This window comes from Micromonospora sp. NPDC049101 (assembly GCF_040648675.1).
Classification (GTDB): Bacteria; Actinomycetota; Actinomycetes; order Mycobacteriales; family Micromonosporaceae; genus Micromonospora.
Map to the genome: position 1 here is coordinate 41,144 of NZ_JBEZED010000041.1, position 24,558 is coordinate 65,701.

23 protein-coding genes are annotated in these 24,558 nt (G+C 71.0%); 19 read left to right on the forward strand and 4 right to left on the reverse strand.

Annotated features, from left to right (window positions below):
• Positions 1-735: 735 nt before the first annotated feature.
• The 14 genes from AB0B57_RS34760 (at position 736) to AB0B57_RS34825 (ending at position 15,318) form a co-directional block, all read left to right on the forward strand.
• Entirely contained in the window at positions 736-2,703 is a 1,968-nt protein-coding gene (locus AB0B57_RS34760; RefSeq protein ID WP_357079960.1) for a BTAD domain-containing putative transcriptional regulator, read from the forward strand.
• 286 nt (positions 2,704-2,989) lie between these two features.
• Complete coding sequence (locus AB0B57_RS34765; protein ID WP_357079963.1) at positions 2,990-4,024, forward strand: glycosyltransferase family A protein; 1,035 nt, start codon at positions 2,990-2,992, stop codon at positions 4,022-4,024.
• A gap of 53 nt (positions 4,025-4,077) precedes the next feature.
• Positions 4,078-5,274, forward strand: a complete 1,197-nt coding sequence (locus AB0B57_RS34770; RefSeq protein ID WP_357079966.1) for an endonuclease/exonuclease/phosphatase family protein — start codon at positions 4,078-4,080, stop codon at positions 5,272-5,274.
• 63 nt (positions 5,275-5,337) lie between these two features.
• Positions 5,338-6,378: a glycosyltransferase family 2 protein gene (locus AB0B57_RS34775; protein ID WP_357079969.1), complete on the forward strand. Its 1,041-nt coding sequence runs from the start codon at positions 5,338-5,340 to the stop codon at positions 6,376-6,378.
• Positions 6,379-6,639: 261 nt separating this feature from the next.
• Entirely contained in the window at positions 6,640-7,962 is a 1,323-nt protein-coding gene (locus AB0B57_RS34780) for an aminotransferase class III-fold pyridoxal phosphate-dependent enzyme (protein WP_357080036.1), read from the forward strand.
• Positions 7,962-8,981 (forward strand): NAD-dependent epimerase/dehydratase family protein, encoded by a 1,020-nt coding sequence (locus AB0B57_RS34785; protein WP_357080039.1) that lies wholly within the window; start codon positions 7,962-7,964, stop codon positions 8,979-8,981. The genes AB0B57_RS34780 and AB0B57_RS34785 overlap by 1 nt, the downstream gene beginning before the upstream one ends.
• Positions 8,982-9,138: 157 nt before the next feature.
• On the forward strand, positions 9,139-9,945 hold the full coding sequence (locus AB0B57_RS34790) for a UbiA prenyltransferase family protein (RefSeq protein WP_357079972.1): 807 nt from the start codon (positions 9,139-9,141) through the stop codon (positions 9,943-9,945).
• Positions 9,946-9,956: 11 nt separating this feature from the next.
• Positions 9,957-11,084, forward strand: coding sequence for a glycosyltransferase family 4 protein (locus tag AB0B57_RS34795; protein WP_357079975.1), 1,128 nt, complete (start codon positions 9,957-9,959; stop codon positions 11,082-11,084).
• Positions 11,081-12,094: a glycosyltransferase family A protein gene (locus AB0B57_RS34800; RefSeq protein WP_357079978.1), complete on the forward strand. Its 1,014-nt coding sequence runs from the start codon at positions 11,081-11,083 to the stop codon at positions 12,092-12,094. Before AB0B57_RS34795 ends, AB0B57_RS34800 begins: the two co-directional genes overlap by 4 nt.
• A gap of 20 nt (positions 12,095-12,114) precedes the next feature.
• Complete coding sequence (locus AB0B57_RS34805; protein WP_357079981.1) at positions 12,115-13,122, forward strand: glycosyltransferase; 1,008 nt, start codon at positions 12,115-12,117, stop codon at positions 13,120-13,122.
• 130 nt (positions 13,123-13,252) lie between these two features.
• Positions 13,253-13,465 carry a hypothetical protein gene (locus AB0B57_RS34810; RefSeq protein ID WP_357079984.1) on the forward strand — a complete coding sequence of 71 codons (213 nt, stop codon included), beginning with the start codon at positions 13,253-13,255 and terminating at the stop codon, positions 13,463-13,465.
• A gap of 142 nt (positions 13,466-13,607) precedes the next feature.
• The gene (locus AB0B57_RS34815; RefSeq protein ID WP_357079987.1) at positions 13,608-13,853 is read left to right on the forward strand and encodes a hypothetical protein; all 246 of its coding nucleotides are present in this window, start codon (positions 13,608-13,610) and stop codon (positions 13,851-13,853) included.
• 119 nt (positions 13,854-13,972) lie between these two features.
• On the forward strand, positions 13,973-14,482 hold the full coding sequence (locus tag AB0B57_RS34820) for a SigE family RNA polymerase sigma factor (RefSeq protein ID WP_357079990.1): 510 nt from the start codon (positions 13,973-13,975) through the stop codon (positions 14,480-14,482).
• The gene (locus tag AB0B57_RS34825; RefSeq protein ID WP_357079993.1) at positions 14,479-15,318 is read left to right on the forward strand and encodes a hypothetical protein; all 840 of its coding nucleotides are present in this window, start codon (positions 14,479-14,481) and stop codon (positions 15,316-15,318) included. The genes AB0B57_RS34820 and AB0B57_RS34825 overlap by 4 nt, the downstream gene beginning before the upstream one ends.
• Before the next feature lie 47 nt (positions 15,319-15,365).
• Here the strand turns inward: AB0B57_RS34825 and eccCa are convergent, their stop codons facing one another.
• Complete coding sequence (gene eccCa / locus AB0B57_RS34830; RefSeq protein WP_357079996.1) at positions 15,366-19,388, reverse strand: type VII secretion protein EccCa; 4,023 nt, start codon at positions 19,386-19,388, stop codon at positions 15,366-15,368.
• Positions 19,389-19,504: 116 nt separating this feature from the next.
• Between eccCa and eccD the strand changes: the two genes are divergently transcribed.
• Positions 19,505-20,827: a type VII secretion integral membrane protein EccD gene (gene eccD, locus AB0B57_RS34835; RefSeq protein WP_357079999.1), complete on the forward strand. Its 1,323-nt coding sequence runs from the start codon at positions 19,505-19,507 to the stop codon at positions 20,825-20,827.
• Between the two features lie 25 nt (positions 20,828-20,852).
• Here eccD and AB0B57_RS34840 read toward each other — a convergent pair whose 3' ends face one another.
• The 3 genes from AB0B57_RS34840 to AB0B57_RS34850 all read right to left on the reverse strand — a co-directional run bounded on the left by AB0B57_RS34840 (position 20,853) and on the right by AB0B57_RS34850 (position 22,312).
• Positions 20,853-21,203, reverse strand: a complete 351-nt coding sequence (locus AB0B57_RS34840; RefSeq protein WP_357080002.1) for a hypothetical protein — start codon at positions 21,201-21,203, stop codon at positions 20,853-20,855.
• A 104-nt stretch (positions 21,204-21,307) separates the two neighbouring features.
• Positions 21,308-22,009, reverse strand: a complete 702-nt coding sequence (locus AB0B57_RS34845; RefSeq protein ID WP_357080005.1) for a hypothetical protein — start codon at positions 22,007-22,009, stop codon at positions 21,308-21,310.
• Between the two features lie 9 nt (positions 22,010-22,018).
• A complete protein-coding gene (locus AB0B57_RS34850) occupies positions 22,019-22,312 on the reverse strand; it encodes a hypothetical protein (RefSeq protein ID WP_357080008.1) in 294 nt (97 codons plus the stop codon).
• A gap of 60 nt (positions 22,313-22,372) precedes the next feature.
• Here AB0B57_RS34850 and AB0B57_RS34855 point away from each other — a divergent pair, with 60 nt between their 5' ends.
• From AB0B57_RS34855 to AB0B57_RS34870, 4 genes are all read left to right on the forward strand, one after another.
• Positions 22,373-23,233 (forward strand): hypothetical protein, encoded by an 861-nt coding sequence (locus AB0B57_RS34855; protein WP_357080011.1) that lies wholly within the window; start codon positions 22,373-22,375, stop codon positions 23,231-23,233.
• Between the two features lie 66 nt (positions 23,234-23,299).
• Complete coding sequence (locus tag AB0B57_RS34860) at positions 23,300-23,635, forward strand: WXG100 family type VII secretion target (RefSeq protein ID WP_357080014.1); 336 nt, start codon at positions 23,300-23,302, stop codon at positions 23,633-23,635.
• A 19-nt stretch (positions 23,636-23,654) separates the two neighbouring features.
• Positions 23,655-23,948: a WXG100 family type VII secretion target gene (locus tag AB0B57_RS34865; RefSeq protein WP_357080017.1), complete on the forward strand. Its 294-nt coding sequence runs from the start codon at positions 23,655-23,657 to the stop codon at positions 23,946-23,948.
• A gap of 149 nt (positions 23,949-24,097) precedes the next feature.
• Positions 24,098-24,558: putative T7SS-secreted protein (locus AB0B57_RS34870; protein ID WP_357080020.1), on the forward strand; the 461-nt coding region annotated here is incomplete at its 3' end.

Genomic DNA, 24,558 nt, shown 5'->3' on the forward strand with positions numbered 1-24,558 from the left:
GCTCAACGAAATAGGTGGGCTGTTCACCGGGGTGGAGACCGCACCAAACCGCCGTACCTCGCGACCGGAGGAAACCGACCTCGACGTACGGGTCTCGGCAGCGGACGCTTTCAGCCCAGCGCCAGGCCTGGACCACCGCGGTCCCGCTGGTCACACCAGACACCGACGCCGGTCGCCGCGGCGCAGCGAACAAGTCTTCCTGTTCAAGGCCCGTGACGCGGTGGCGGTCCGGCCCGGACCGCCACCGCGTCACGCTGCCCGGTGATCGGGACCGATGCTCGGCCGACGCCACTGGATCCGCCCGACCAGCGCCAACTGAATCGAACGGCGGCGACGGCGGGAGAGAAATGCCAGCTACCTTCCGCGCCAATTCATCGTAGTCGATGACCCTTCACCTCAGGTCACCAGCATCCCGCCCAAAGAGCCCATGGAATGGCTTGAACGCGGGATACACGCTAAATGCCGCGCATTTAGGTCGAGTCCGGATTTTTCGGGGCACGCCGGAGTCTTGGACGCGCATAACGGCAAGATAAATTGCCAGGATCGCGGCCTGACCAGCGCATCACGCGCGGGGTCGGAGTTTGCGCGATTAGGCCCTGGAACCCTTTGCCAACATCCCAGCGCGACGTATTCAATCGATGAACATCTTGATGTATGTTCGATGAGGGTCACCGCTGAAACTGTGCGTGGCCGGGCCGTCAGCATGCCTGGTAAATCGGTGAGGATGGCTAGCCCATGGCAGATCACGTGCTGGTGCGGATCCTGGGGCCTGTCGAACTGGCGGTCAACGGACGGTCGCTGGACGTCGGCCCCCGGCAGCGCCAAGCGGTGCTGGCGGCACTGGCCGTCGATGCCGGCACCCCGGTCTCGATCGACGCCCTCGCCGAACGGGTGTGGGGTGACGACGCGCCGGATGCCCCCCGCAGCGCCATCTACGCCCACATCGCCCGGCTGAGACGGGTGCTTGGCGTCTCGGCCGACGTCCGCACCGTACAACTCGGTCTGAGCCGGCACGGCGCCGGCTACCGGCTGGATGTGGACCGTCGGGTGGTCGACCTGCACCGGTTTCGCTGGCTGATCGAGACGAGCCGGCACGCCGAGGACTCCGCCGACCGGATCCTGATGCTGCGGGAGGCGCTCGACCTATGGCGGGGTGAACCCCTGCCCGTGCTGGGCGGCGAGTGGGCCGCCCGGACGCGGGCCGGAATCCAGTCCCAGTACATCGGCGCCTCGGCCGCCTGGGCCGCCGAGGAACTCCGGCTGGCCAACCCCGAGCCGGTCGTCGACCGGCTGACCCAGCTGGCCGGTAGCCATCCCCTCGCGGAACCCCTGGTCGCGCTGCTGATGCGGGCACTGTGCGCGGTCGGACGCACGGCAGAGGCGCTGCGGTGCTACGCCGACACCCGGGAACAGCTCGCGGACCGGTTGGGCGCCGAGCCCGGCCCCGAACTGCGCGAGCTGCACGTGGCGATCCTGCGGGGCGAACTCGGCGAGGCGCCGGGCGGGCTCGCCCCGGCGCGCGAACCCTCGCTCGGCCCGGAACCCCGGCAACTACCGGCGGACCTGTCGCGGTTCACCGGGCGGGTCCGCGAGCTGGTCCGGGTCAGCGAGTGGTTCGCCGCCGACCGGCCCGACGGCGCCGCGACCGTCCTGGCGATCCACGGACCCGCCGGGGTGGGAAAGTCCGCCCTCGCGATCCACGCGGCACACCGGCTGAGCAGACGGTACCCCGACGGCCAGCTCTATCTCGACCTGCGCGGCTCAAGTCTGGACCTGCCACCGCTGGAGCCCGCGGAGGGATTGGCCCGGCTGCTACGCGCCCTGGGCGTACCCGCATCGAGCGTACCGGCGCAGGCCGACGAGGCCGCGGTGATGTTCCGGTCGGTCGTGGCTGCCAAGCGGCTACTCCTGGTGCTCGACAACGCCGTCGAGGCCACCCAGGTGCGCCCCCTCCTGCCGGGGGTCGCCGACTGCGCGACGCTGGTGACTAGCCGCCGGGCGCTGGTCGGCCTGGGCGACATCGGGCAGGTCCACCTGGGCCCGCTCTCCGTCGCGGAGGGGGTACGCCTACTCGGCCGGTGGATCAACGACGACCGGCTTTCGGCGGAGCCGGAAGCCGCGGCGGCGATCGCGCGGCGGTGCGAAGGGCTGCCCGTGGCCCTCTCGGCGGCCGGCGCCAGGCTCTCGGCCCGGCCAGCCTGGCCGCTGGCCGAGCTCGCCGGCCGCCTCAGGGACCCTGATCGCCGGCTCGACAATCTGGAGTTCGACGGCGTAGGCGTCCGGGCGAGTCTCGCGGCATGCTGGCAGCAGCTGACACTTAGCGCCGATCCGACCGAGCGGGCCGCGGCGGACGCCTTCACCCTGCTGGCCGCCGCGGGAGTGGCGGAGTTCGACAACGCCTCCGCGGGAGTGGCGGAGTTCGACAACGCCTCCGCGGCACGCCTGTTGCAGCGGCCCGTCGCAGTCGCCGAACGGCTGCTGGAACGGCTGGTCGACGCGCGGTTGCTGGAGTCCGCCCTCCCCGGCCGCTACCGGATGGGCGGCCTGCTCGGTCTGTACGCCCGGGAGCGGCTCGTCGGCCGGCACGGGTGCGGCGTCGAGGAGGGACAGACCGGCGCCAGGCTTCCGGCAGGGGACCCGCTGGCCGCGGCCGATACCGTCGGCGTATGGGCTGGTCGCGGTGGCGCGCTCTGGGATATCTGACCCTGACCCTGGACGACGTCGTTCCCCGGTTGTGGGGGCGCGGGATGAGCTTCGTTCCGCTCTGACGACCGGCCAGTGCGGTCGTTCCCGGATCAGCCCCGCCAGCGGTCCGGCCGTCGCACCGGAAAACCGATGCCAAGCTTCCGGCAAGCGACCCGGCCGCCGCGGCCGATATCGTCGGCACTCATCCGCCGGTCCTGGCCGCACGCCGGGCGGTCCTGGCCGCACGCCGGGCGGTCCCGGTCGCGCCGGGCGGTCCCGGTCGCGCTGACGCGAGGGAGACAGCATGGCGTCATTGGACGCTGTGGCCGTGATCGTGCCGAACTACAACAAGGCCAAGACACTGCGCGCCTGCCTGGACGCGATCTACGCCCAGACCCGGACGCCGATGGAGGTGATCGTGGTCGACGACGCGAGCACCGACGGATCCCGCGACATCGCCCGGGGCTTTCCCTGCACCCTGGTGGAGCAGCGGATCAACCGGGGGGTGTCGGCCACCCGCAACGCCGGGGTCGCCGCGAGCACGGCGCCGCTGTTGTTCTTCGTCGACTCCGACATCGCCCTCGCACCGGAGGCGATCGAGAACGCGACCCGCGTCCTGCGTTCCCGACCCGACCACGCGATGGTGCAGGGGATCTGGGCTGCCGAGCCACTCTTCGACGACGGACCGGTGGAGGTGTACCGACTCCTGCACGAGCACTTCTGGCGCCGCCGGACGGTGGGCCGGGCCACCGCGACGATGTTCTCGCTGAGCCTGATCCCACGGGCGGTGTTCGTAGCGGCCGGCGGGCTGGACGAGGAGCTGCGCAGCGGCGAGGACGTCGAGTTCGGTACCCGGCTACCAGCCCGGTACCGCACAGTGGTGACCGACACGGTGGTCGGCCGGCACGACGACGTCGATCGGCTGCTGCCCTTCCTCTGGGAGCAGCTCAGCCGCGCCGCGAACCCGGACGTGCTGCTCAAGACCTGGTCGCGTCGGAACAGCGGGGCGGCGGGTACCCGGATGCACATGATGTCCCCAGCCGGCCTGCTCCTGGCGGCTCTGTGCTGCCTCACTGTCGCCGGCGGCCTGCTCCGGCCCTGGCTGCTGCTCCTGCTGCCACCGCTGTTGCTGGGTTTCCTCGTCGTCAGCCGAGAGTTCCTGGGATTCGTCCGGCGCCGCAAGAGTGCACGCTTCACCGTGTTCGCGGCCGGGATGCATCTGCTGTTCTACACCGCCGCCGGACTCGGCGCCGCGGTCGGGCTGTCGACCGCCGCGATGGCGCTGCTCCGACGCGCCGCCGGTCGCTCCCGCAACCGGCGGAGGCCCCTGTCCACCTGATCCCCTGACCACTGATCCCCTGTCGAATCCGATCCCGTCGAGGTGATGCGCTGATGGATGACCGAGAGGTGCTGATGGAGCAACGGCCGGCACCGCGACCGACGCCGGTCCGGACGGGCTGGGCGGCGCGGTTGCGCCGGCGGCCCGGTGTGCGGTGGTGCTGGGGCACCCGTCTGGTCGTGACCGCGTCGCTGGGTTGGCTGCTCTTCGTGCTCGTGCACCGTCCGCTGAGCGGTCGCCTGGTGCTGTGGGCGCCAGTGGACCTCATCCCGCCGTTGCTCTTCGCGGTGATCCCGCTGGTGCTGCTGGCCGTGGCGCCATTCGCGCGACCGGTGCGGTGGCGCATCATGGCGGTGCTCGTGGTGGCCGCTCTACTCGGGTACGGAAACAGCGGTGTCAATCTCGCCACCCTCTGGCACACCCCGCCGCCGGCGCCGCAGGGAGCGATCACCGTGGTCGCCTGGAACACCGAGTTCTGGGACCAGGACTGGGCTTCCGGCGGCGGCGTCGACCCCGATCCGCACTACCGGTACCTTCGCGACCTGGACGCCGACGTCTACCTCCTGCAAGAGTATCTTCACCTCGACGCATCGGCCACGGACAAGGACGACGAGGCGGTCCGGATCGACGCGACGGCCCGGTTGCGGGCGGAGTTCCCCGATCATCAGATCGCGGTGGCCGGCGAACAGATCACTCTGTCGCGGCTTCCCATCGTCGCCCAGACCGGCCTGGACATCCGCCCCTGGTTGCCGGAGAGCCGGAAGGACATCCCATCCGGGCTGGACGACTTCCAGGATTCATACACCACCGAGACGCTCCGGACCGATCTCCTCCTCGGGGGGCAGACGGTCTCCTTCTACAACACCCACATCCATCAGCCGCCGCACTCGTTCGCGATCCACCGGCGGGCCGGACGACAGGCCAATCGCGAGAACGACTACCGGCGGCAGGCCAGCTACCGCGCGCTACGCGCCGATATCGACGACAACCCGAATTCGGTGGTGGTGGGAGCCGACCTCAACACCTCGCCCGCCATGGGAATCAGCCGGTTGCTGCCGGACGGACTGGTCGACCACACCGGGACGCTACCGGACCTCTACCCGGCCAGTTGGGCGGCGGGCGAGACGCCGCTGTGGCGGGTCGACTGGCTGCTCACCAGCCCCGACGTCTCGGTGCACGCCTACCAGTTGCGCGACCCGGCCGGCCTCTCCGACCACCGGGCACAGTGGTCGGTCCTGTCGGTCGAATAGGTGCCACCGCCGCCAAGGAACCACCAAGCGGCGGACGCCGCCCAGCCCTTAGCGTCGAATGCCATGAGCCTTCAGCAGCCATTGGTGTCGGTCATCATCCCGAACCACAACCGTGAGCGGGCACTCGCCCTGTGCGTCGACTCGGTCCGGTCGCAGACGTATCCGCGGATCGAGATAATCGTCGTGGACGACCACAGTACGGACGGCTCGCTGCGGGTGGCGGGCGAACTGGGTGTGACCGTGCTGCGCACCGCGGCCAACGGCGGTCCCTCGATCGCCCGCAACCTGGGTGCAGCCCGGGCGCGCGGTGAGATCCTGTTCTTCCTCGATTCCGATGTGGCACTGGAACCGGACGGCATCGCCTCGGCGGTGGCCGAACTGCTGACCGATCCCCGGCTCGGCGCGATCTGCGGACAACTGCAGCCGGAGCCGCTGTTGCGACAGCGGCGCCTACAGGAGTACCGGGCGCTGCAACTGCACTGCTGGTTCTACACCTCCACCGGGCGGACGGTCGGGTTCGGCCTCCACACGGCGCTCTTCGGCATCCGACGGACCGTGTTCGAGGAGGCCGGACCGCTCAACCCGCGGTTGCGCCACAACGAGGGGCCGGAGTACGGCTACCGTCTCGGCCGGCGCAGCTATGAGGTACGCACCTCGCGGACGATCCGGGGTCGCAAAGACAGCGACGCGACGCTGCAAGTGATGCTGCCGAAGGTGTTCCGCCGGTCCCAGGCGCACGCGATGGAGCGCGATCCCGGCGTCCCCTTCGCTGGCCTGCCCGCGCGGGTGGTGGCCAGCGGGCTCTGCCTCGCCGCCGTGGCGACGCTGCCATTGCCCCTGCTGGTCGGCGGTGCCGGGCTGCTCGTACCCCCGGCGCTGCTCGGCATGGCGCTGCTACTGGACGCCGACACACTGCGCTTCGTCGTTGCCCGTCGCGGAACGCGTTTCGGGCTCTACTTCGCGGGCGTGCACGTGCTGCTCCTCGTCACCTCGGCCACCGGCGGCGCGATCGGGGTCCTGCGACGGATGGTCGCCCGACCATCGGGACGGGCCTCCGGTCCGCGCCGTGACGCCGCGGCGCCGCCCGGACCGCGCACGGCGTAGTCAGCCGCGGCGGTCCCGCATCGAATCGTCCGGTGGGTCATGCCCAGCCTTCGTCGAAGGCGGGCGATCTGCGAGCAAGAAAAGGGCAAGGTGCCGAACGGCTCGCCGCGCATAGTCTGCAGCGAGTTCCGCTCCGCCGGCACCACAACGGAGGGAGTAATCGTGGCGAAGCTCATCGGCATCGACGAATGCGATCAGCTGACGACCAAGGAGGTGCACGACCTCTACCGCCGTCATGTCAGCCGTACCCAGGTGTCCCTGATGACATCGTTCGGATTCGGCCGGGACCTGGTCGACAGCGCCGAGGGCGCCTGGGTCAACATGCGCGACGGCACCCGGGTGCTGGACCTCTCCGGCGGCGTCGGGGTGCTGAACCACGGCCACAACCACCCCCGGATCCTGGCGGCACGCGAGCGGTTCGCGCGGGACAAGCGGATGGAGGTACACAAGGCGTTCTTCTCGCCGTACCTGGCTGCGCTCAGCCACAACGTCGCGCAACTGCTGCCGGCCGACCTGTCCATCTCGTACTTCCCGAACTCCGGCGCCGAGGCCAACGAGGGCGCGGTGAAGATGGCCTACAAATACCACGGCGGAAAGCGGAACACGATTCTTCGGGCAGACATCAGCTTCCACGGCAAGACGCTGGGAGCGGGCAGTCTGACCGGTTCATCGGAGAACAACTTCCGATTTCCCGGACTGCCGGGAATCGTGGTGTATCCCTTTGGCGACCTCGACGCGTTGCGCCGGGCGGTGGCCGAGGCCCGCCGACCGGACGGCGGCTGTGACGTCTACGCCATCCTGGTCGAGCCGTTCAGCGCCTCCACCATGCGTCGGTGGTCCGAGCCCGCGCTCCGGCAGCTGCGTGAGCTCTGCACCGCCGAGGAGATCATCCTGATCTTCGACGAGATATACACGGGCTGGGGAAAGACCGGCAACCTGTTCTACTTCATGCGCCACGACGGCCTGGTCCCCGACATCCTCACCTACTCGAAGTCACTCGGTGGCGGAAAGGCGTCGATCTCCGGGTACACCGCGCGGGAGCCCGTCTTCCGCAGGGCGTACGAGCGGTTGACCGACGTGATCCTGCACAGCACCACCTACTACGGGTTCGGCGAGGAGACGGCGACCGCGATCGAGGCGGTCAACGTCGTGGTCGAGGAGGACTTCCCCGCCCGGGCGAGGGAGATCGAGCGGATCCTGACCTCGGGGTTGGAACGCGTCCAGAAGGCGTTCCCCGACACGATCATCCGGGTGGCCGGGGTCGGCTCACTGCACGGGGTGTTCCTCGGCGGCGGGCCGAAGCTGCTCGACCTGGCCGCCAAGTTGGTGCCCGGCTTCGCCGGCGACCCGCAGTTCCGGACCAAGCTGATCACACTGTCGGTGATCGCCCACCTGTACCGGCACCACCGGATCATGACCTACTACAGCCCGAACGGCGAGAACCCGCTGATGGTCGCCCCGACGCTGGTCATCGAAGAGGCCGATCTGGAGCACTTCCTGGACGCGCTGGAGGCGACCCTCGCGGTCGGTCTGCGGCGGCTGCTGACCGCGTTCGTACGGGAGAAGGCGGTGTCGTCGTGGTGATGCGCGTCGTGGTGACAGGCAGCGGCGGGATGCTGGGCAGCGGCCTGGTGCGACGGCTGCGCGCCGACGGTCACCAGGTGCACGGCGTCGACATGCGACCCGTCGACGACCCCGACCACACCGTCGCCGACATCCGCGACCGGGCCGCGCTGAAGGCGGCCCTCACCGGTGCCGACGCGGTGGTGCACACGGCGGCCGCGCTGCCCAGCTATCCGGAGGACGAGATCCGCTCGGTGATCGTCGAGGGAACCCGCACCGTGCTGACCGCCGCCCGGGACAGTGGCGTGCGCCGGGTGGTGCACATCTCCTCCACCGCGGTGTACGGCCTGCCGACCGTCGTGCCGACCACCGAGGAGTACCCCCGGGAGCCCACGGACGCCTACGGCCGGGCAAAGGCGTCCGCCGAGGAGATCTGCGAGAGCTTCCGCGCCGACGGGCTCTGCGTACCGATCCTGCGACCGAAGACCTTTGTCGGCGCCGGCCGGATGGGCCTGTTCGCGATGCTGTTCGAGTGGGCCGAGGAGGGCCGACACTTCCCGGTACTCGGCCGCGGCGACGTACGGATCCAGATGTGTGCGATGGAGGACCTGCTGGACTGCGTCGTGGTGGTCCTGACCACCGACGCCGAGACCGCCAACGACACCTTCAACGTCGCGGCCAACCGCTTCGGCACCCTGCGGGAGGACTTCCAGGCGGTGCTCGACGCCGCCGGGCACCGCCGCCGGGTGCGCTCCATCCCGGCGCAGCCGGCGCTGTACGCCCTGGAGTTGCTCCGCCGGGCCCGGCTCTCCCCGGTGTACGGACGGTTGCTGCACAAGTTGCTCGGCGATTCGTACGTCAGCACAGAGAAGGCCCGCCAGCGGCTCGGCTTCGAGCCCCGGTTGTCCAACCAGGAGGCGCTGCTGCGGGCCTTCGACTGGTGGCGGCAGCGACCGGACGACGGCGACCGGCAGGCGGGCCGCACCAGTAGGGAGCCCTGGAGCCAGGGCGTACTGCGGGCCGCAAAGGTCTTCTTCTAGCCCGGGGGTTGCTGTGCACACCACGTGGTCAACCGAGGCAACCCCCACCCCTGCGGCGGGAGAGCCCGCCGCCAATCGCCGCCGCGGCGGGCTTCCCAGAGACATCCTGACCCTCCTCCGGCCGGGCCAGTGGGCCAAGAACCTGCTGGTCGTCCCCGTGGCGCTGCTGGATCTCGACGTGTGGAGCCTGGGTGCCATCCTGCGGGTGGGGTGGGCGATCGTCGCCCTGACCATCGCGTCGACGCTCGTGTACACCCTCAACGACATCGCCGATCGACACCGCGACGGTGGCCACCCGACCAAACGGCACCGCCCGATCGCCTCCGGCCGCATCTCGATACGCGTCGGTCTGCTGCTGGCGGCCGTTCAGGGCGTACTCCTCGTCGTACTGTGCGGGCTGCAGCCGTGGCCGCGGATCTGGCCGGTCGCGGCCTACCTGGCGCTGGCCATCGCGTATTCCTTCGCGCTCAAACACGTGCCGCTGGTGGACATCTTCGTGGTGGCGACCGGCTTCGGGCTGCGGCTGATGCAGGGCTACCTGGTGCTCGGCGTCGACCCGTCCGGCTGGTTGCTGATCAGCGTTTTCAGCCTCTGCCTGCTACTGACCGTCAGCAAGCGCCGGCAGGAGCTGACCACGGTCGGTGGCGCGCACCGTCCGGCGCTGCGCGGCTACACCGTGCCGCTGATCGACCAGCTGATGGTGCTCAGCGCTGTCATGTCGGTCGGATCCTACCTGCTCTACCTGCGCACCGAGGCGCCGCTGGGCGCCAACGGACTCGTCGCCGCGGTGCTGTCGGCGCCGCTGGCACTGTTCGCCCTGTTCCGCTACCTGCAGCTGGTGCTCGTCGCCGACGGCGGAGCGGACCCGGTCCGGCTGCTGCTCCGAGACCCGGCGCTGGTCGTCAACTCGCTGCTCTGGTTGGCCGTGTCGGGCGGCTTCCTGCTGGCTTCCCGTACCCCATAGGAGAGAACCCCATGACGACGACAAAGTACGACCTGACCGTCGCCCTGACTTACTACGACCCGTACGTGAGCGGGCTGACCCACACCGCGCGTTGTGTCGCCGAGGGCATGGTGGAGCGGGGCTGGCGGGTAGCGGTCGTCGCGGCGCAGCACCACCCGGGCCTGCCCCGACGCGAGACCATCGCGGGCGTGGACGTCTACCGGTGTCCGAAGCTGGTCCGGATCAACCGGGCGTTCGTCGCGCCCAGCTACCCGGTCGTCGCCTCCCGACTGGCCCGTGCCTCGTCGGTGCTGCATCTCAACCTGCCGATGGCGGAGGCGGCGCTGGTCGCGGCGGGGTGCGGTGACACCCCCATCGTCAGCCACGTGCACATCGACCTCTACCTGCCTCCGTCGACGTTCAGTCGGGCCCTGATGCGCGCCTCGGACATCACCTCCCGGGCTGCGATCAGGCGCTCGGCGGCCACGGTGGCCTACAGCGACGACCAGGCGATGGGGTCGAAGTTCTGGCCGCTGATGCGGGACCGCTTCACCCCGATCGCCGCGCCCTGCCTGGACCGGCGGGGCGGGGCACCGCGCTACCGGGAGACCACCGGGCTCCACGTCGGGTTCCTCGGCCGAATCGTGCAGGACAAGGGGATCGTCTACCTGGTCAAAGCGTTCCAGCGGATCGCCGACCCGGACGCCCGGCTGCTCATCGCCGGCAACTACGCCACGGTCGCCGGTGGCAGCAACCTCGCCGACGTCAAGGCCGCGATCGCCGGCGACACCCGGATCCGCGTCCTCGGCGAGCTCCGCGGTTCCGAGATCGACGACTTCTACGCCTCGATCGATGTCTTCACCCTGCCGTCGGTGGCGGAGACCTTCGGCATCGTCCAGGCCGAGGCGATGATGTGCGGGATACCGTCGGTGACCACCGACATCCCCGGCGGCCGGTACCCGGTCGCGGCCACCGGGTTCGGCGAGGTCGTCCCCCCGCGCGACCCGGTGGCGCTGGAGGGCGCCATTCGCCGGATGGGGACCGTTTCACCCGACTGGCGTGAGCTCAAGGCGAAGGAGTCGCGGGAGCGGTTCTCGGTCGGCGCCTGTCTGGACGCCTACCAGAAGCTGTTCGAGTCGCTGCGGAAGCATCCGCGGTGAACCCACTCGTCTCGGTCATCGTCCCCAGCTACAACAGCATCGCCACGCTGGAGCTCTGCCTGCGCTCGGTGGCCACGCAGACCTATCAGCCGATCGAGCTGATCGTCGTCGACGACGCCAGCACCGACGGCTCGGCGCAGGTGGCCCGGGCGATGGGCGCCACGGTGGTGGGCACCGGGTCGAACAGCGGCCAGTCCGTGGCCCGCAACCTCGGTGCCGAGCACGCCACCGGAGAAATCCTCTTCTTCCTCGACTCGGACGTGGCGCTCGATCCCACCGGGGTCGAGATCGCGGTCTCCGTGCTGCGGGACCAGCCCGGTGTGGGCGCGATCTGTGGCGTCTACGACGCCGAGCCGCTGCTACCGGGCACCCTGGCCACCCGGTACCGGACGGCGCAGCAGTACGTGTGGTTCAACGAGGTGGAGGGGACGATACCCGGCCTGCACACGGCCCTGTTCGCCATCCGGGCGGAGGTGTTCGCCGAGACCGGGCCGTTCGACCCACGGCTGCGGCACACCGAGGACCAGGACTACGGCTACCGGCTCGGCCGCCGCTACGACGTGCGGGTCACCACCGCAATCCGCGGCCGGCACGACCACGACGCGACGCTGCGGACGATCCTGCGAAAGGTGTTCCACCGCACCCGGATGGGAATGCCCCTGTGGTTGCGGCACCGCACCCTGCCCGGCGGCGCCGCGACCGGATCGCGGGCGCTGGCGAGCGTGGCGGTGGCCGGCGCGGCGGCGGCGCTTCCCCTGCCGCTGCTGGTCGGCCCGGTCGGCGCGGTGGCGACACCGGCGCTGGTCGCCACCGCGATCGGGCTGGACGCCGCCACCTACCGCCACGTCTTCGCCACCGGTGGCGTCGGCTTCGGCGTCTACTTCACCGCCGTGCAGTTGCTCGTCACCCTCACCGCCGCCGTGGCGGCGGGGGTCGGCGTGGCGCAGTACGCCCTCACCCGCCGGCCCGGCCCGCCCCAGAGCCACCCCACCAGCCACGCGAACGCGTGAGATCCATCCCCGGAGGAGCCATGAGTCACTCGAATCCGCTGGTCTCGGTCATCGTTCCGCACCACAACCGGCGCGACGCCCTGGCGCTCTGCCTGCGGGCCCTCGCCGCGCAGACGTACGCGCCGATCGAGATCATCGTGGTGGATGACTGCAGCACCGACGACTCGGTCGCCGTCGCCGAGTCGTCCGGGGCGACGGTGCTGCGGACCCGGACCAACAGCGGCCAGTCCGCGGCCCGCAACCTCGGCGCCGGGCACGCGGGCGGCGAGATACTGTTCTTCCTCGACTCCGACATCGCCCTCGACCCAGACAGCATCGGCAACGCGGTGGCCATGTTGCGCGACGACCCGAACCTCGGCGCGGTCTGCGGAATCCTGCACCCGAGGTCGCTGATCGCCGACAGCCTCGCCGCGCGGTACCGCGCGTTGCAGATGTACCACTGGTGGATGCCGACGGGCGGGCCGACCCGGGAACTGCACGCAGCGCTGCTGGCGGTGCCGGCCCGGGTCTTCGCCGAGATCGGCGGCTTCAACCCGTACCTGCGCGACACCGAGGCGGCCGACTACCGGGCCCGGCTCGTCCAGCGTTACGACGTAGCCCTCACCGACCGGATCCGCGGTTGCCACGATCACGACCCCACCCTGCGGATGGTGTTGCACAAGGTGTTCCGGCGCGCGGTGGCGAGCGCGCTGGAGTGGCGCCGGGGCGAGCTGCCCGGAGACTCCCGGTCCCGCGCGGTCGCCGGCGTCCTGGTCGTGCTCGCCACGCTGGCCCTGCCGCTACCGTTGCTGGTCGGCGCGGCCGGCGCCGCCGTGACACCGCTGCTGCTCGCCGCCGCCATCGGCCTGGACGGCACCACGTACCGGCAGGTGTTCGCGAGCGAGGGCCTGCTGTTCGGCGGGTACTTCTTCGCCGTGCATCTGCTCGTCACCCTCGTCGGGACGGTCGGGATGGGGGTCGGCGTCCTGCAGCGGATCCTGCTCCGCCGCACGACCAGCGCGGTCCGGCACTCGGTTCCGGTCCGCTGAACCGGCCGCTCCCCTCGGTCGACAACGGCTGGGCATCTGCGCTGACAGCGTCGGTGAACCGGCTCGGAGGTGGTGGGTTGGTGTGACGCGCCTCGGGTCCCCGTGGCGGGGCCGGCGCGGGCTAGGGTGGGTGATCTTCGAAGTCCTGTGGCGTCGCGCACTGCACCAGCGGGTCGACCCGACCGCGATGGCGAGCACACCCGACGGCGTCCTGGTGCACGAGCGCTCGACCCGTCTGCTCTGGGTCGACCGGCAGCGGACGGCAACCGTGCTGCCGGCCGTCATCGGCGAGCGGGTACATCGTCGGGGGCGGCACATCGGTACGGCTGCTCGACCTGCGTGACGGCAACGAAACACGTCGCTGGAGCCGGCCCGAGCCCCTCGCGGCCGGCGACGGACAGTGGCCGGCGTTCGTGGCGGCCGGTGCGGATCGGTTCGGGCGCGCGAGCGCCGGGGTGGTGCCGTCGCGCTGGACCTGACCACCGGTGCGTTCCGCTGGCGGGTCAGCGCCGGGCCGGACGCGGTGGACCACGTCGTCCCGGCCCAGCGGGCACGTGCTGGCCACCGGGCGACCCGGTCTGCTACTGCTCGTCGACGACACCGGTCGGCCCCGCGAGCGCCGCCTGGTCGACCAGCAGATCAGCGGGCTGCGCGTGTCGACGCCGGGTGTCCTGCTGGTGGCCGGCAAGGGCTCGCTTCTCGCGGTGGACGCCGCCATGCCGTCGGCGTGAGGGGTTTGTCGCCTCCGGACGCCCTGCGGCGTTGATCCCCGGGAACGTACGCGAGTTTCGGAGCAACCCTCCGGGTCGGACCCCGCGTGACTATCTCGAAACGGGGAACGGAGGCCTGAATGAGCGATCGCGACGAAGCGTTCGCCGAGTACTTCGCGGCACGGTCCGCTGCCATGCGCGCCACCGCGTACCTGCTGTGCGGTGACTGGCATCGGGCGGAAGACCTGGTACAGACCACTTTCGTCAAGCTCTACCGGGTCTGGCACCGGATCTCGCGGCACGAGGTGCTCGACAGCTACGTCCGCCAGATCCTGATCCGCACCTTCCTCGACGAGCGGCGTCGCGGCTGGTGGCGGCGCGAACGGGTGGGGGGCGAGGACGCCGAGCAGACGGCCGTCCCCGACTCGCCGGAGAGCAGGCTGGTGCTGCTCCAGGCCCTGGCCCGCGTCGCACCGCGCCAACGGGCCGTGCTGGTCCTGCGCTACTGGGAGGACCAGTCGATCGAGGACGTCGCCGCGCTGCTGGAGTGCTCTCCAGGGACGGTGAAGAGCCAGGCGGCACGCGGGCTCGACACTCTGCGGGGCCTCCTGGCACCCACCTACAGCGCGATCGAGATGGGGGAGCGATGAACGGACAAGAACTGCGCGACGCGTTGCGCAGCGAGATGGCGAGCACCACCCCGCCACCACCACTGAGTACGCCGGCCGCGCTCGGCAGGGCGCGCCGGGCGCGTTTTCGCCGCCGAGCGGTGTGGGCGTCGCTCGGATCGGCGGCGGTGGTGTTGGCGGTCACCGGCTTCGCGGCCGTCGTCCGCCCGAACGACCCGGTCTACCAGCCGGCGGGTGGGGGTTTTCCGGCTGCGGGCTCGTCGACGGACACCAAGGAGCCGTGGCCGACCGGGCCCGACGGTCAACCACAGGAGGACCGGACCGCGCGGGCCGGATCCCAGTACGACCGGGGGGTCCGCCTGCTCAGCGAAGTCGTCGCAGTCGTGCCCCCCGGCTACACCGCGCCGGAGGATCCGGCTGACCAGCCCGCCGACCAGCGGACGTTGCGGACCCAGCAGGCGCAGTTCGAGGAGAAGGTGAACGGCGTCGACAGGTGGAGTTACCTGTCCTCGGTCGCCGTGGCCCAGGGCAACGGCACCGGACGGGTGATCGTCGAGGTGCACGACGCCGGCAACCAGTTGCCGACCGAACCGTGCGCCCTGGCCCGCACCTTCTGGGGCATGCAGGGCGAATGCCGGGTCGAGACCGTCGGGGCGGCGCAGGTCGGCGTGGTGGTCCGACCGGGCAGCGACGACCGGCTCGACCAGTGGTCGGCGTACCGGCACCCGGATGGCGTGGTGGTCTACGTGGCGCAGGGCGCGAAGCTCGACGAGACCCGGCCGGCGTTGCAGAAGTTGCCGTTCTCGGTGCGGCAGTTGGCGGCCCTCGCGGTCGACGACCGGTTCCACCTGCGGTGAGCCGTCCCCGCCCGGGTTCCGGCCCGGGCGGGGGTCCTCGCCGCGTCCTACTCGACGTACGCCAACTGCACGAGGGTGGTGCGACGGCCGCGACGCACCAGCCGCCCCCGGCCGGGCGGTTGGACGGAGAGGTGGGCCTGCGGCCAGAGCTGGCCCTCCTGCCGCTCGCCGGACAGCAGCAGCCCGGCGCAGCCGACCTCCTTCATCCGCTGCGGCACCGGCTCGTGGACGGCCCGGCCGGCACCGCCACTGCGGCGCGCCAGCACCAGGTGGAAGCCGAGGTCCTTCGACTGCGGCAGGAACTCCAGGAACGGCGCCAACGGCCCGGCGCCGCCACCGGACAGCAGGTCGTAGTCGTCGCAGAGCACCACGACCTCCGGCCCCTTCCACCACGACCGGCTGCGGAGCTGGTCGACGGTCAGGGTGTCTGGAGGTAGCCGGTTGCGGATCTCGCCGGCGACGCCCGCCACCAGCCCCTGGGCGGCGGTGGCGGTGCCGGCGTACGCGGCGAGATAGGCGTCGGGCACCGCGTCCAACATGGTGCGCCGCAGGTCGATGACCGCGAAGACCAACTGGTCGTCGGTGAACTGGGCGGTCAGGTCCCGGACCAGCAGGCGAAGCAGTGAGGTCTTGCCGCTGGCCGAGTCACCGAAGACGAGCAGGTGCGGGTCGGTGCCGAACAGGTCGAGCATGGTGGGTCGCAGCTCCGCCTCGTCGAGCCCGAGCCGCACCCGCCCGTCGGCGGGCAACCCGGTGGCCACCTCGCCGTACCCGATCATGGTGGGCAGCATCCGGATGGCCGGCGCCGACGGGCCGGTCCAGGCCGTCGCCACCCGGGACACCAGGTCGTCCAGGCCCTTCGGCAGGGTGCGAACGTCGTCGCTGCCGTCGATGCGGGGCAGGGCGATGTGCGCGGTCAGCGCGTCCTGGGTCAGGCAGCGGCCCGGGGTGTCGGCGCGCAGGTTCTCCGCGGCCTGCCGCTTGATGGACGAGTCCAGTGGGTCGTTCAACCGGAACTCGATCTTCGAGCCGATCACCGCCTGGAGCTGCATCCGCAGGTCCGACCAGCGGCCGGCGGTCAACACCAGGTGTACGGCGTACCCGAGGCCCCGGGCGCCGATGTCCTGGACGAGATCGGCGAGATCCTCGAACTCCGTCTTCAGCACCGGATAGTTGTCGATCACCAGCACGACGTCGGCGGCGGCCAGCTCGGGCAGCCGCCCCTCCCGGTGCATCCGCCGCATCGTGTCGATCGAGTCGATGCCGTGCGCGGCGAACAGCTCCTCCCGTTCGGTCATCAGCATGCTGACCTCGGTCACCGTCCGGCGGATCCGGTCCGGGTCCAGTCGACCGGCCACCCCGCCGACGTGCGGGAGCCCGGCCAGCGCGTTGAGCGCACCGCCACCGACGTCGACGCAGTAGAACGCGATGTCCTGCGGGGTGTGGGTCAGCGCGGCACCGGCCACCAGGCTACGCAGCAGCGTCGACTTGCCGGTCTGTGGTGCGCCGAGCACGCAGACGTGCCCACCCGCGCCGGAGATGTCCAGCACGAACGGTTCCTGTTTCTGCTCGGTGGGCCGATCGAGCAGACCGAGCGGGATCCGCAGCCGGCCGCGCCGCTCCACCGGGGCCACCAGGCCGTACGCCGGATCGGTCTCCAGTGGGCCGACGACCGAGTCCAGTGCCAGCGAGGCCGGTAGCGGCGGCAGCCAGATCCGGTGTGCCTGCCGTCCGTGCTCGCGCAGCCGGTCGACCACCACGTCCAGGGTGCTCGGCGCCGAGACGCTCTCGTCGGCCTCCGCCGACTCCTCGGTCGTCAACGGCTTCGGCAGGTGCCGGGCCACGTTGTACATCAGGAAGACCGTCGGGTCGGGTGCGGCGTCCACCACCTCCTCGCCGGCCGGCGGCCGGTACGTGCCGGACACGTACGCCGCCTTGAACCGCTCGAAGACCGTGGTGTCGACCTTCAGGTAACCCGACCCGGGCAGCGGTGGCAGCCGGTACGCGTCGGGCACCCCCAGCACGGTGCGGCTTTCCTGCTCGTTGAAGGTGCGCAACCCCAGCCGGTACGACAGGAACGACTCCAACCCGCGCAGTCGACCCTCCTCCAACCGCTGCGAGGCGAGCATCTGGTGGATCCCGATCGACCGGCCGATCCGGCCGATGGCGATGAACAGCTCGATGAAGTCCGGTTTGGCGGTCAGCAGCTCACTGAACTCGTCGATGATCACCATCAGGTTGGGCAGTGGCGGCAACGGCCGGCCCGCGTCACGCCGCCTGTTGTACTCGGTGATGTTGGCCAACTGCCCGGCGTCGAGCAGGATCTGCTGGCGGCGCTTCATCTCCCCCTGGATCGCGTCGTGCAGCCGGTCCACCAGGCCGGAGTCGTCGGACAGGTTCGAGATCATCGCCGAGGTGTGCGGCAGATGTTCCAACCCGGCGAAGGTGGCACCACCCTTGTAGTCGACGAGCACCAGGCTCAGCCGCTCGGGCGGGTGGGTCATCGCCAGGGTGAGCACCAGCGTCCGCAGGACCTCGGACTTGCCGGAGCCGGTCGCGCCGACGCAGAGCCCGTGCGGGCCCATGCCGCCCAACGCGGCCTCCTTGATGTCCAGGTGCACCGGGTTGCCGTCCGTCCCCACCCCGAACGGCACCGTGAGGAAGTCGGGAAGCATCCGGGGCGCCCACAGGGAACGCACGTCGTAGCTCGCCTCGTCGACGATGCCGAGCAGCCCCCGCAGGTCGACTGTCGCCTCCAACGGGGCGTCGTCCACCGTGTCGGCCACCAGCCGCAGCGGCGAGACCCGCCGGGCCAGTAACTCCATCTCCGACAGGTCGAGCTTGTCGACGGTGCCGGTGGACGCGCCGCGCAGCCGCTCGCGCTCGGCCAGGATCACCTGTGCCCGGGTGTCGGTGACCTTGCGCAGGTCCTGCACGGTGACCCGGTCGTCCTCACAGAGCACCCGGACGTCCACGTGGGACGGCTCGTGCTGCCGGTCGTCGACGAGCACCACCACCGCCATGCCCAGGTCCTCCGGGGCGAGACCGGCCTCGAGGTGACCGAGCGGGTCGGCCCGCCCGGCGGAGATCTGGTCGACCACGACGACCAGCCGACTGCCCCGGAACCGGTGCTGGGGATCGCCCAGCCGCCGGGCCCGGTTGACCTCACCGACGCGCCGGGACAGCTCCGCGGTGAGCAGCGCCGCCAGCGCCATCGGCTCGGCCGCCACCAGCCGCTGCGGGGCCGGCCCGTCGAACTCGCTCGGGTGCAGGCAGTGCGGAAGCCACTTCAACCAGTCGAACTCCGGCCCGGCGGTGCCGCCGAGCAGCCACGCGAGCCGTACGTCGTCCGGGGCGTGCAGGGTGGCGAGCTGCGCCACCAGCACCCGCACCAGGTTGCGGGTGGCGCCCGGGCTGCCCACCACCGAGACCACACCGGTGACCGGCACCGCGACCGGCATGCCGTCGAGCAGGCGGTCCCGGTCCACCACCAACCGGGCGGCGGCCAGGGTGACCGGGTCCAGGTCGACCATCGGGTTGTTCTCGTCGGCCTGGAGGGTGACCCGGCGCCACAGGCGATCCTGCCCGTGCCCGACCCGCAGCACCAGGAAATCCGGGTCGGCCAGCCGCCGCTCCCACCGCCGGTGCGGGTCACGGAGCAGATCCGGCAGCACCTCCGGGGCCGGGTGCCGATGCTGGGCCGCGGCCCGCTGGGTGACCGCGTCCGCCCGGATCTGGTCGCGGATCCGGTCGATGTACTCCAGGTAGCGTTGCCGTTGTCGGGAGAAACGGCGGGCCGCGCCGGTGCGCTGGGTGACGTACGCGGCGATGCCCCCGAACACCGTGGCGACCAGCATGCCGAGCCCGGCGATCATCATGATCGGGTTTTGGTTGGCCATCATCATGAGCAACATGCCGGCCCCGCCCATGATCGGGAGGAACACCTGCATGACGCCCGCGAACCCACCGCCGCCGTCGGGCACCGCCGGTGGTGAGACCACGTCGAGCGCGGTCGGCTCCGGCTCCGGTGGTGGGACCCGGGCCGGTCGGTGAATCACCCGCTGCGTCATCGCGACCCCTTCCGGGCCGAACCGATCAGTGCCTCGGCCGGGTTACCGGTAGTGCTCCGACTGCCTAGAGTAGTACCGGTCGACACACCGAGCCGACCGTGCGGGGACGGAGGGTCATGGCAACCCGATTCACCCGAGTGACAGTGGTGGCCGGCGGGCGAAGCCTCGATATCAGTCTGCCGGCGGCCCGGCCGGTGCTGGAGTTCGTGCCGCAGGTCTGCGAGCTGCTCTCGCTCACGCCCGAGGCCGCCGGCCGCTGGAAACTGTCCACCGTGGCCGCCGGCGGGTTGGACCCACGCCGCTCCCTGGACGAGGCCGGCATCATCGACGCCGAGACGCTCTACCTGACCCCGCCCGAGCAGGCCCCCCTGCCACCGTTCGTCGACGACGTGGTGGACGAGGTGCAGACCACACTGGACGACGACGGCAGCGAATGGCGTGACGCCGCCCGGATGACGGGCAGCGCGGCACTGGCCGGTGTCGTGGTGCTGACCCTCACGTACGCGCTCACCACCATGCCGGTGCCGGTGGCCGCGGCCCCGGCCATGCTGTTCACGGTGGCCGCGTTGGCGGTGCTCGCCGGCCGCATGCTCGGCGCGCCCGGTGGCACGCTGCTGATCGCCGCAGCCGTGCCGGCCTGGTTGGTCGCCGGCGTCGCGGTCGCCCGGGCGGCCGGTTGGCCCGAGCCGGCCCTCTTCACCGCCGCCGCCCTGGGCGCCGGTCTCGGTGCCGCCCTGTTCGTCCTGGCGGGCGAGCGGTGGTATGGCGTCGCCGCTGGCGGGCTCGCGGTGACGGTGCTCGGCGGGCTCGGCACCGCGCTGCTCGTCGCCGGGCTCGATCCGCAGCAGACCGCGGCCGTGGGCTCGGTCGTGGTCGTCTTCGCGGTGGGGCTCGCGCCGCAGCTCGCGCTCAGCTCGGCCCGCCTCGTCGATCTGCTGCGCCGGCAGGAGGAGAGCCAGTGGGTCGGCCGACACCTGGTCGCGGCGGCGGTCCGCCGGGGTCAGACCGTGCTGTCCGGTGCCGTCGTCGGCGTCGCGTTGGCCGCCACCGCAGCCTGCGTCGTGCTGCTGACCGGCCCGGCCGGCATCGGCGTGCTGCTCGGGGCGGTGCTGGGGTTGGTGTTCGCGCTGCGGTCGCGGGTCTTCACCCGTTTCGGGCAGGTGCTGCCCATGCTCGTCCCGCCGGTGACGGCGGCCACCGTGGCGGTGCTCGATGCCGTCCGCCTCACCGACGCCGACGAGGCGGTGCGGGCCTGGCTGGCCGTGGTCGGTGTCCTGGTGGTGGCGGGTGCGGTGCTCTGGGCCGGCCGTCCCCGGCTGGACGACGTCGGTGCCGCCCGGTTGCGACAGCTCTTCGACCTGGCCGAGGTGCTCGCGGTGGTCAGCCTCGCGCCACTGGTGATCGCGGTCTTCGGTGGCTTCGACTGGGCGGCCCGCTGAGCCGAGGGCCGGGCGCATCCGCTGATCAGCCGATCCGTGTGCTGCGGGGCACGATCGCCGACGTCGGCCCGGACCGGTCCGCCGGCCCGGCCGACCGCGCGAGGAAGGAAAGCGCCGCGTCCGACGCCGGTTGCGTGGCGACGGGTGGGGCCAGCCCGCGTTTCTGGCGCTGCTGGGCGAGCAGGTCGCCGATACTGGTGATCGCCCAGACCGCGACCAGCAACAGGGCACCGACGACCAGGCTCGCGATCACCGTCGCATAGGGACGGCGCAGGTCGCGTGGGCCGCGCCGGGACCCGTGCAGGAGCGCGGCCTTGGCGGTGGCGGTGCGCAGTGCGTGCGCCTCGACCACCACCCGGTCCCGGCCGTCAGCCACGGCCGGACCCGGCCCCGTCGTCAGTCATGGTCGCGCCCGCCCCGGTGGTCAGTCATGGTCGCGCTTAGCCCCGTCGTCGGTCATGGTTGCGCCCAGCGCAGTCGTCAGTCATGGTCGGCGGCCCGGTTGGCCTCGTCGTCGTGCTTGGCCTCGGTGGCGGCGGCCACGTCGTCCGCATCGGCTGGCTTGATGCTCTGGGCCACCGCCACGATCACGTCGGTGAGCACCTGCTCCATCTCGGGGTGTGGTGTCGCGGCGCTGAGCACGGCCGTCCAGGTGGTGCCGGGCAACGGTAGAAACAGTTGCAGCACCGTCGAACGCACCCGGGTCAGGCCGCCCGGCGGGACCGTGGAGGCGACGTCGCGGTGCAGCACCCCCGGCCCGACCGGCGTCTCGACCTCCTCCGTCGTGCCGGTGCGTGGCAGCGTCTGCCGGACCAGCGCGAGACCGGCCGGCTGAGGCGCCGAGTTGAACCAGCCCAGGTGCAGCCCGGCACTGCCGACCGCACCGGTGGACATCCGACCCAACTGCACCAGGCTCAGCGACGCGCCGGCACGTTGACAGTCGGCGACGAGTTGCTCGAGGAACTGGAGAACCCCCCGGCGCTCGGGGGCGCGCAGGCGCTGCCCGAAGAACCGGTCGTCGACCATCCGTGCGGCGCTGCGCTGCCAGGACTCCGGATTGGTGTCGAGCAGCGCCCAGTCTGAGGGGACCCCGATGAACCACGGGAAATCCGGGTGTGGGGCATGGGGGTTGAGCTTCAGATCGTGGGAGGGCAGCGGGTCGAGCATGGACACGTCGCTCACGCGGCACCCCTACGATTCGGTCGGGCGCAGCGCGGCAGCGGTCTGGGTGTCGAAGTCGGAGACCATCTTGCCGATCGCGCTGGAAAGCCCACCCCACTCGCCGATGTTGTTCATCAACTCAAGCAGGCTGGTCTTCCACTCGTCGCGGAAATCGGAGATCGCGCCCTGAATATCGGAATGATCATCGGTCAGGCCGTCGCAGTCGACCACCCCGCGATGGTCCGTCTCCAACTGGTCAGCGAGGGTGGTCAAGTTTCCACCTAGGCTGACCAGCGTCGCATAAGGATACTGAACGTACGTCATCCCGCCTCCCCGTCATCGCTCACCCAGGCTAACAACTCACGTCTATACGGGGGGACCCCGATGACCGAGTACCGACAGATCGGCCGGACGATGGTGCGAGCCCTCGACCCCCGCATCACCGCACGGGTGCGGGCCGAGCGGGAGCGCGACGAGATTCTCTCCGCCCGGCTCCGGCCGGGCGTGATCGCCGTGGTCGGGCCGGGCTCGGGCACCGGCCGCTCGACCGTGGCCGCCCTGCTGACCTCGGCACTGGCCCGCCACCAGGGCGGCGGGGTGCTCGCCGTGGACACCGGCCACGGCGGCGGCCTGCACACCCGGCTGGCGGTCCGGGCCGGTGGGTCCACCGAGGTGGTGCTCGCCGGCCTCGGCCTGCGCGGCGTCACCGCCGGTCGCCGGCCGGCCGTGGGTCATCGGTGGCTGCGGGAGCGCCTCGCGCTGGCCGAGCGGGCGATGCTGCTGGCCAGCCCCCCGGGCGACGCCGAGCCACCGGTGACGGCAGCCGAGTACGGCACGGTCTCGGCCACCCTCAGCCGTTGGTTTCCGGTGCGAGTCGTCGACACCCCGCCGCTGACCGACGATCCGGTCGTGCCGGCGGTGCTGACCCGGGCCGACCGGGTGGTGCTCGTGGCCCCGAACGACGAGCGTGGCCCCCGGTGGCTCGCCGACTGCCGGTCCTGGGTCGCCCCACTGCTGCGCGAGCCGTTCGACCAGGTCGGCGTGCAGGTGCTGGTCGGCCAGGACGGGCAGCCGGTCGATGCCACGGCCGGGCAGCCGCCCACTGACCTGCCGACCTTCGCTCTGCCGTACGACCCGGCGCTGCGGACCACCGACGCGCTGCGCTGGGCCGACCTGGCGAGCGGCACGCAGGAGATCATTCTCGACCTTGCCGCGCAGATTGTGCGAGATATGCGACTCAGGTAGCGCACGAAGGTCGTTGCGTGTCTATGTTCGAATAACTGTGGGTCGAGTTCACGGGAGGGGCTCCGGATGGGCGCGAAGTTTTCGATCACCGACAATGCGGTCAACCAGCACTCGTCAAATCTAGACACTTCGGTCGCTGCGCTCAACAGCCAGGCGCGCTCGTTCATCAGCGCGATCGAGCCGCTGCCGGCGGTCTGGAAGGGCTCTGCGTTCCAGAGTTGGGACCAGCTGACCCAGCGGTGGAACACGGCGATGGCCGATCTCAACAAGGCTTTGACCGACATCACGAGCCGGGTCGGTTCGGCGGGGCAGCTCTACGACACCTACCACTCGGAGCAGACCAGCCAGTTGCAGTCGACCATGGGGTCGGCCAACTGGGACAGCGCGAAGTTCCGGGGCTGACGGGAAGGTTACGGGGATCATGGGTGACGTCTTCAGTTACGACGAGTCGACCGCCGGGTCGGCACAGGGCGACATTGCGTCGGTCGCCAACGGGGTCCAGGCAAGTCTCGATGATCTGACCAACTTCGTCACCCGGGTGAAGGCCAACTGGGAGGGCGACGAGATGGAGATCTACAACGGTATCCAGATGCAGTGGAACACTGCGGCGGACACCGTCAAGCAGATCCTCGACTCGGTGAAGGGTGCCCTGGGTCAGACCACGACCTCCGTGCAGGAGATGCGCGGTCAGGTGCGGGGGACTCTGCAGGGCTGATCCATTCGTGCGGCCGCGTCCGGGCATCGATCGAGGTCCGGGCGCGTCGTCGTGCTACGCGGTGCCGGGTGCACAGCCGCCCTATGCCGCGGCGTTGTGCGGGCTGCGGGTGCGGGCTGGTTGGCGTGGACACGGGGAGGTCCGGCGCGATGGCTGAGTTTCCGGCTCATGTGTTTCGGATGGATGGTGATCCGTCGGCGGTTCGGTCGTCGGCGTCGCGGTGGCAGGGCTTCGGTTCGGCGGCAACGCAGGCCGCCGCGCAGATCACCGGTTTGGATACGAGTCAGTTCGTGGGTCCGGAGGGGGACCTGTTCCGGGAGGGCCTGAATGCCCAGATGCCGGGGCATTTGCGGGTGACTGGTGATGCGTTCGGGCGGGTGTCGTCGGGGTTGACGGCGTTCGCGGGTTCGTTGTCGTCGTTGCAGGATCGGATGCGTCCGTTGGCGCAGCGTGCTCCGGGTTTGTGGGCGGCGTTGCAGGCGGCGCGGGGGCGTGCCGATCGGGCGAAGCAGGCCGATGAGCGTCACGAGCAGGAGGTCGCCGACCGTCCGCCGGAGGAAGCCGCCGCGGCGGAGCCGGACACGTATCGGTCGGATGCGGGGGCAGCGGG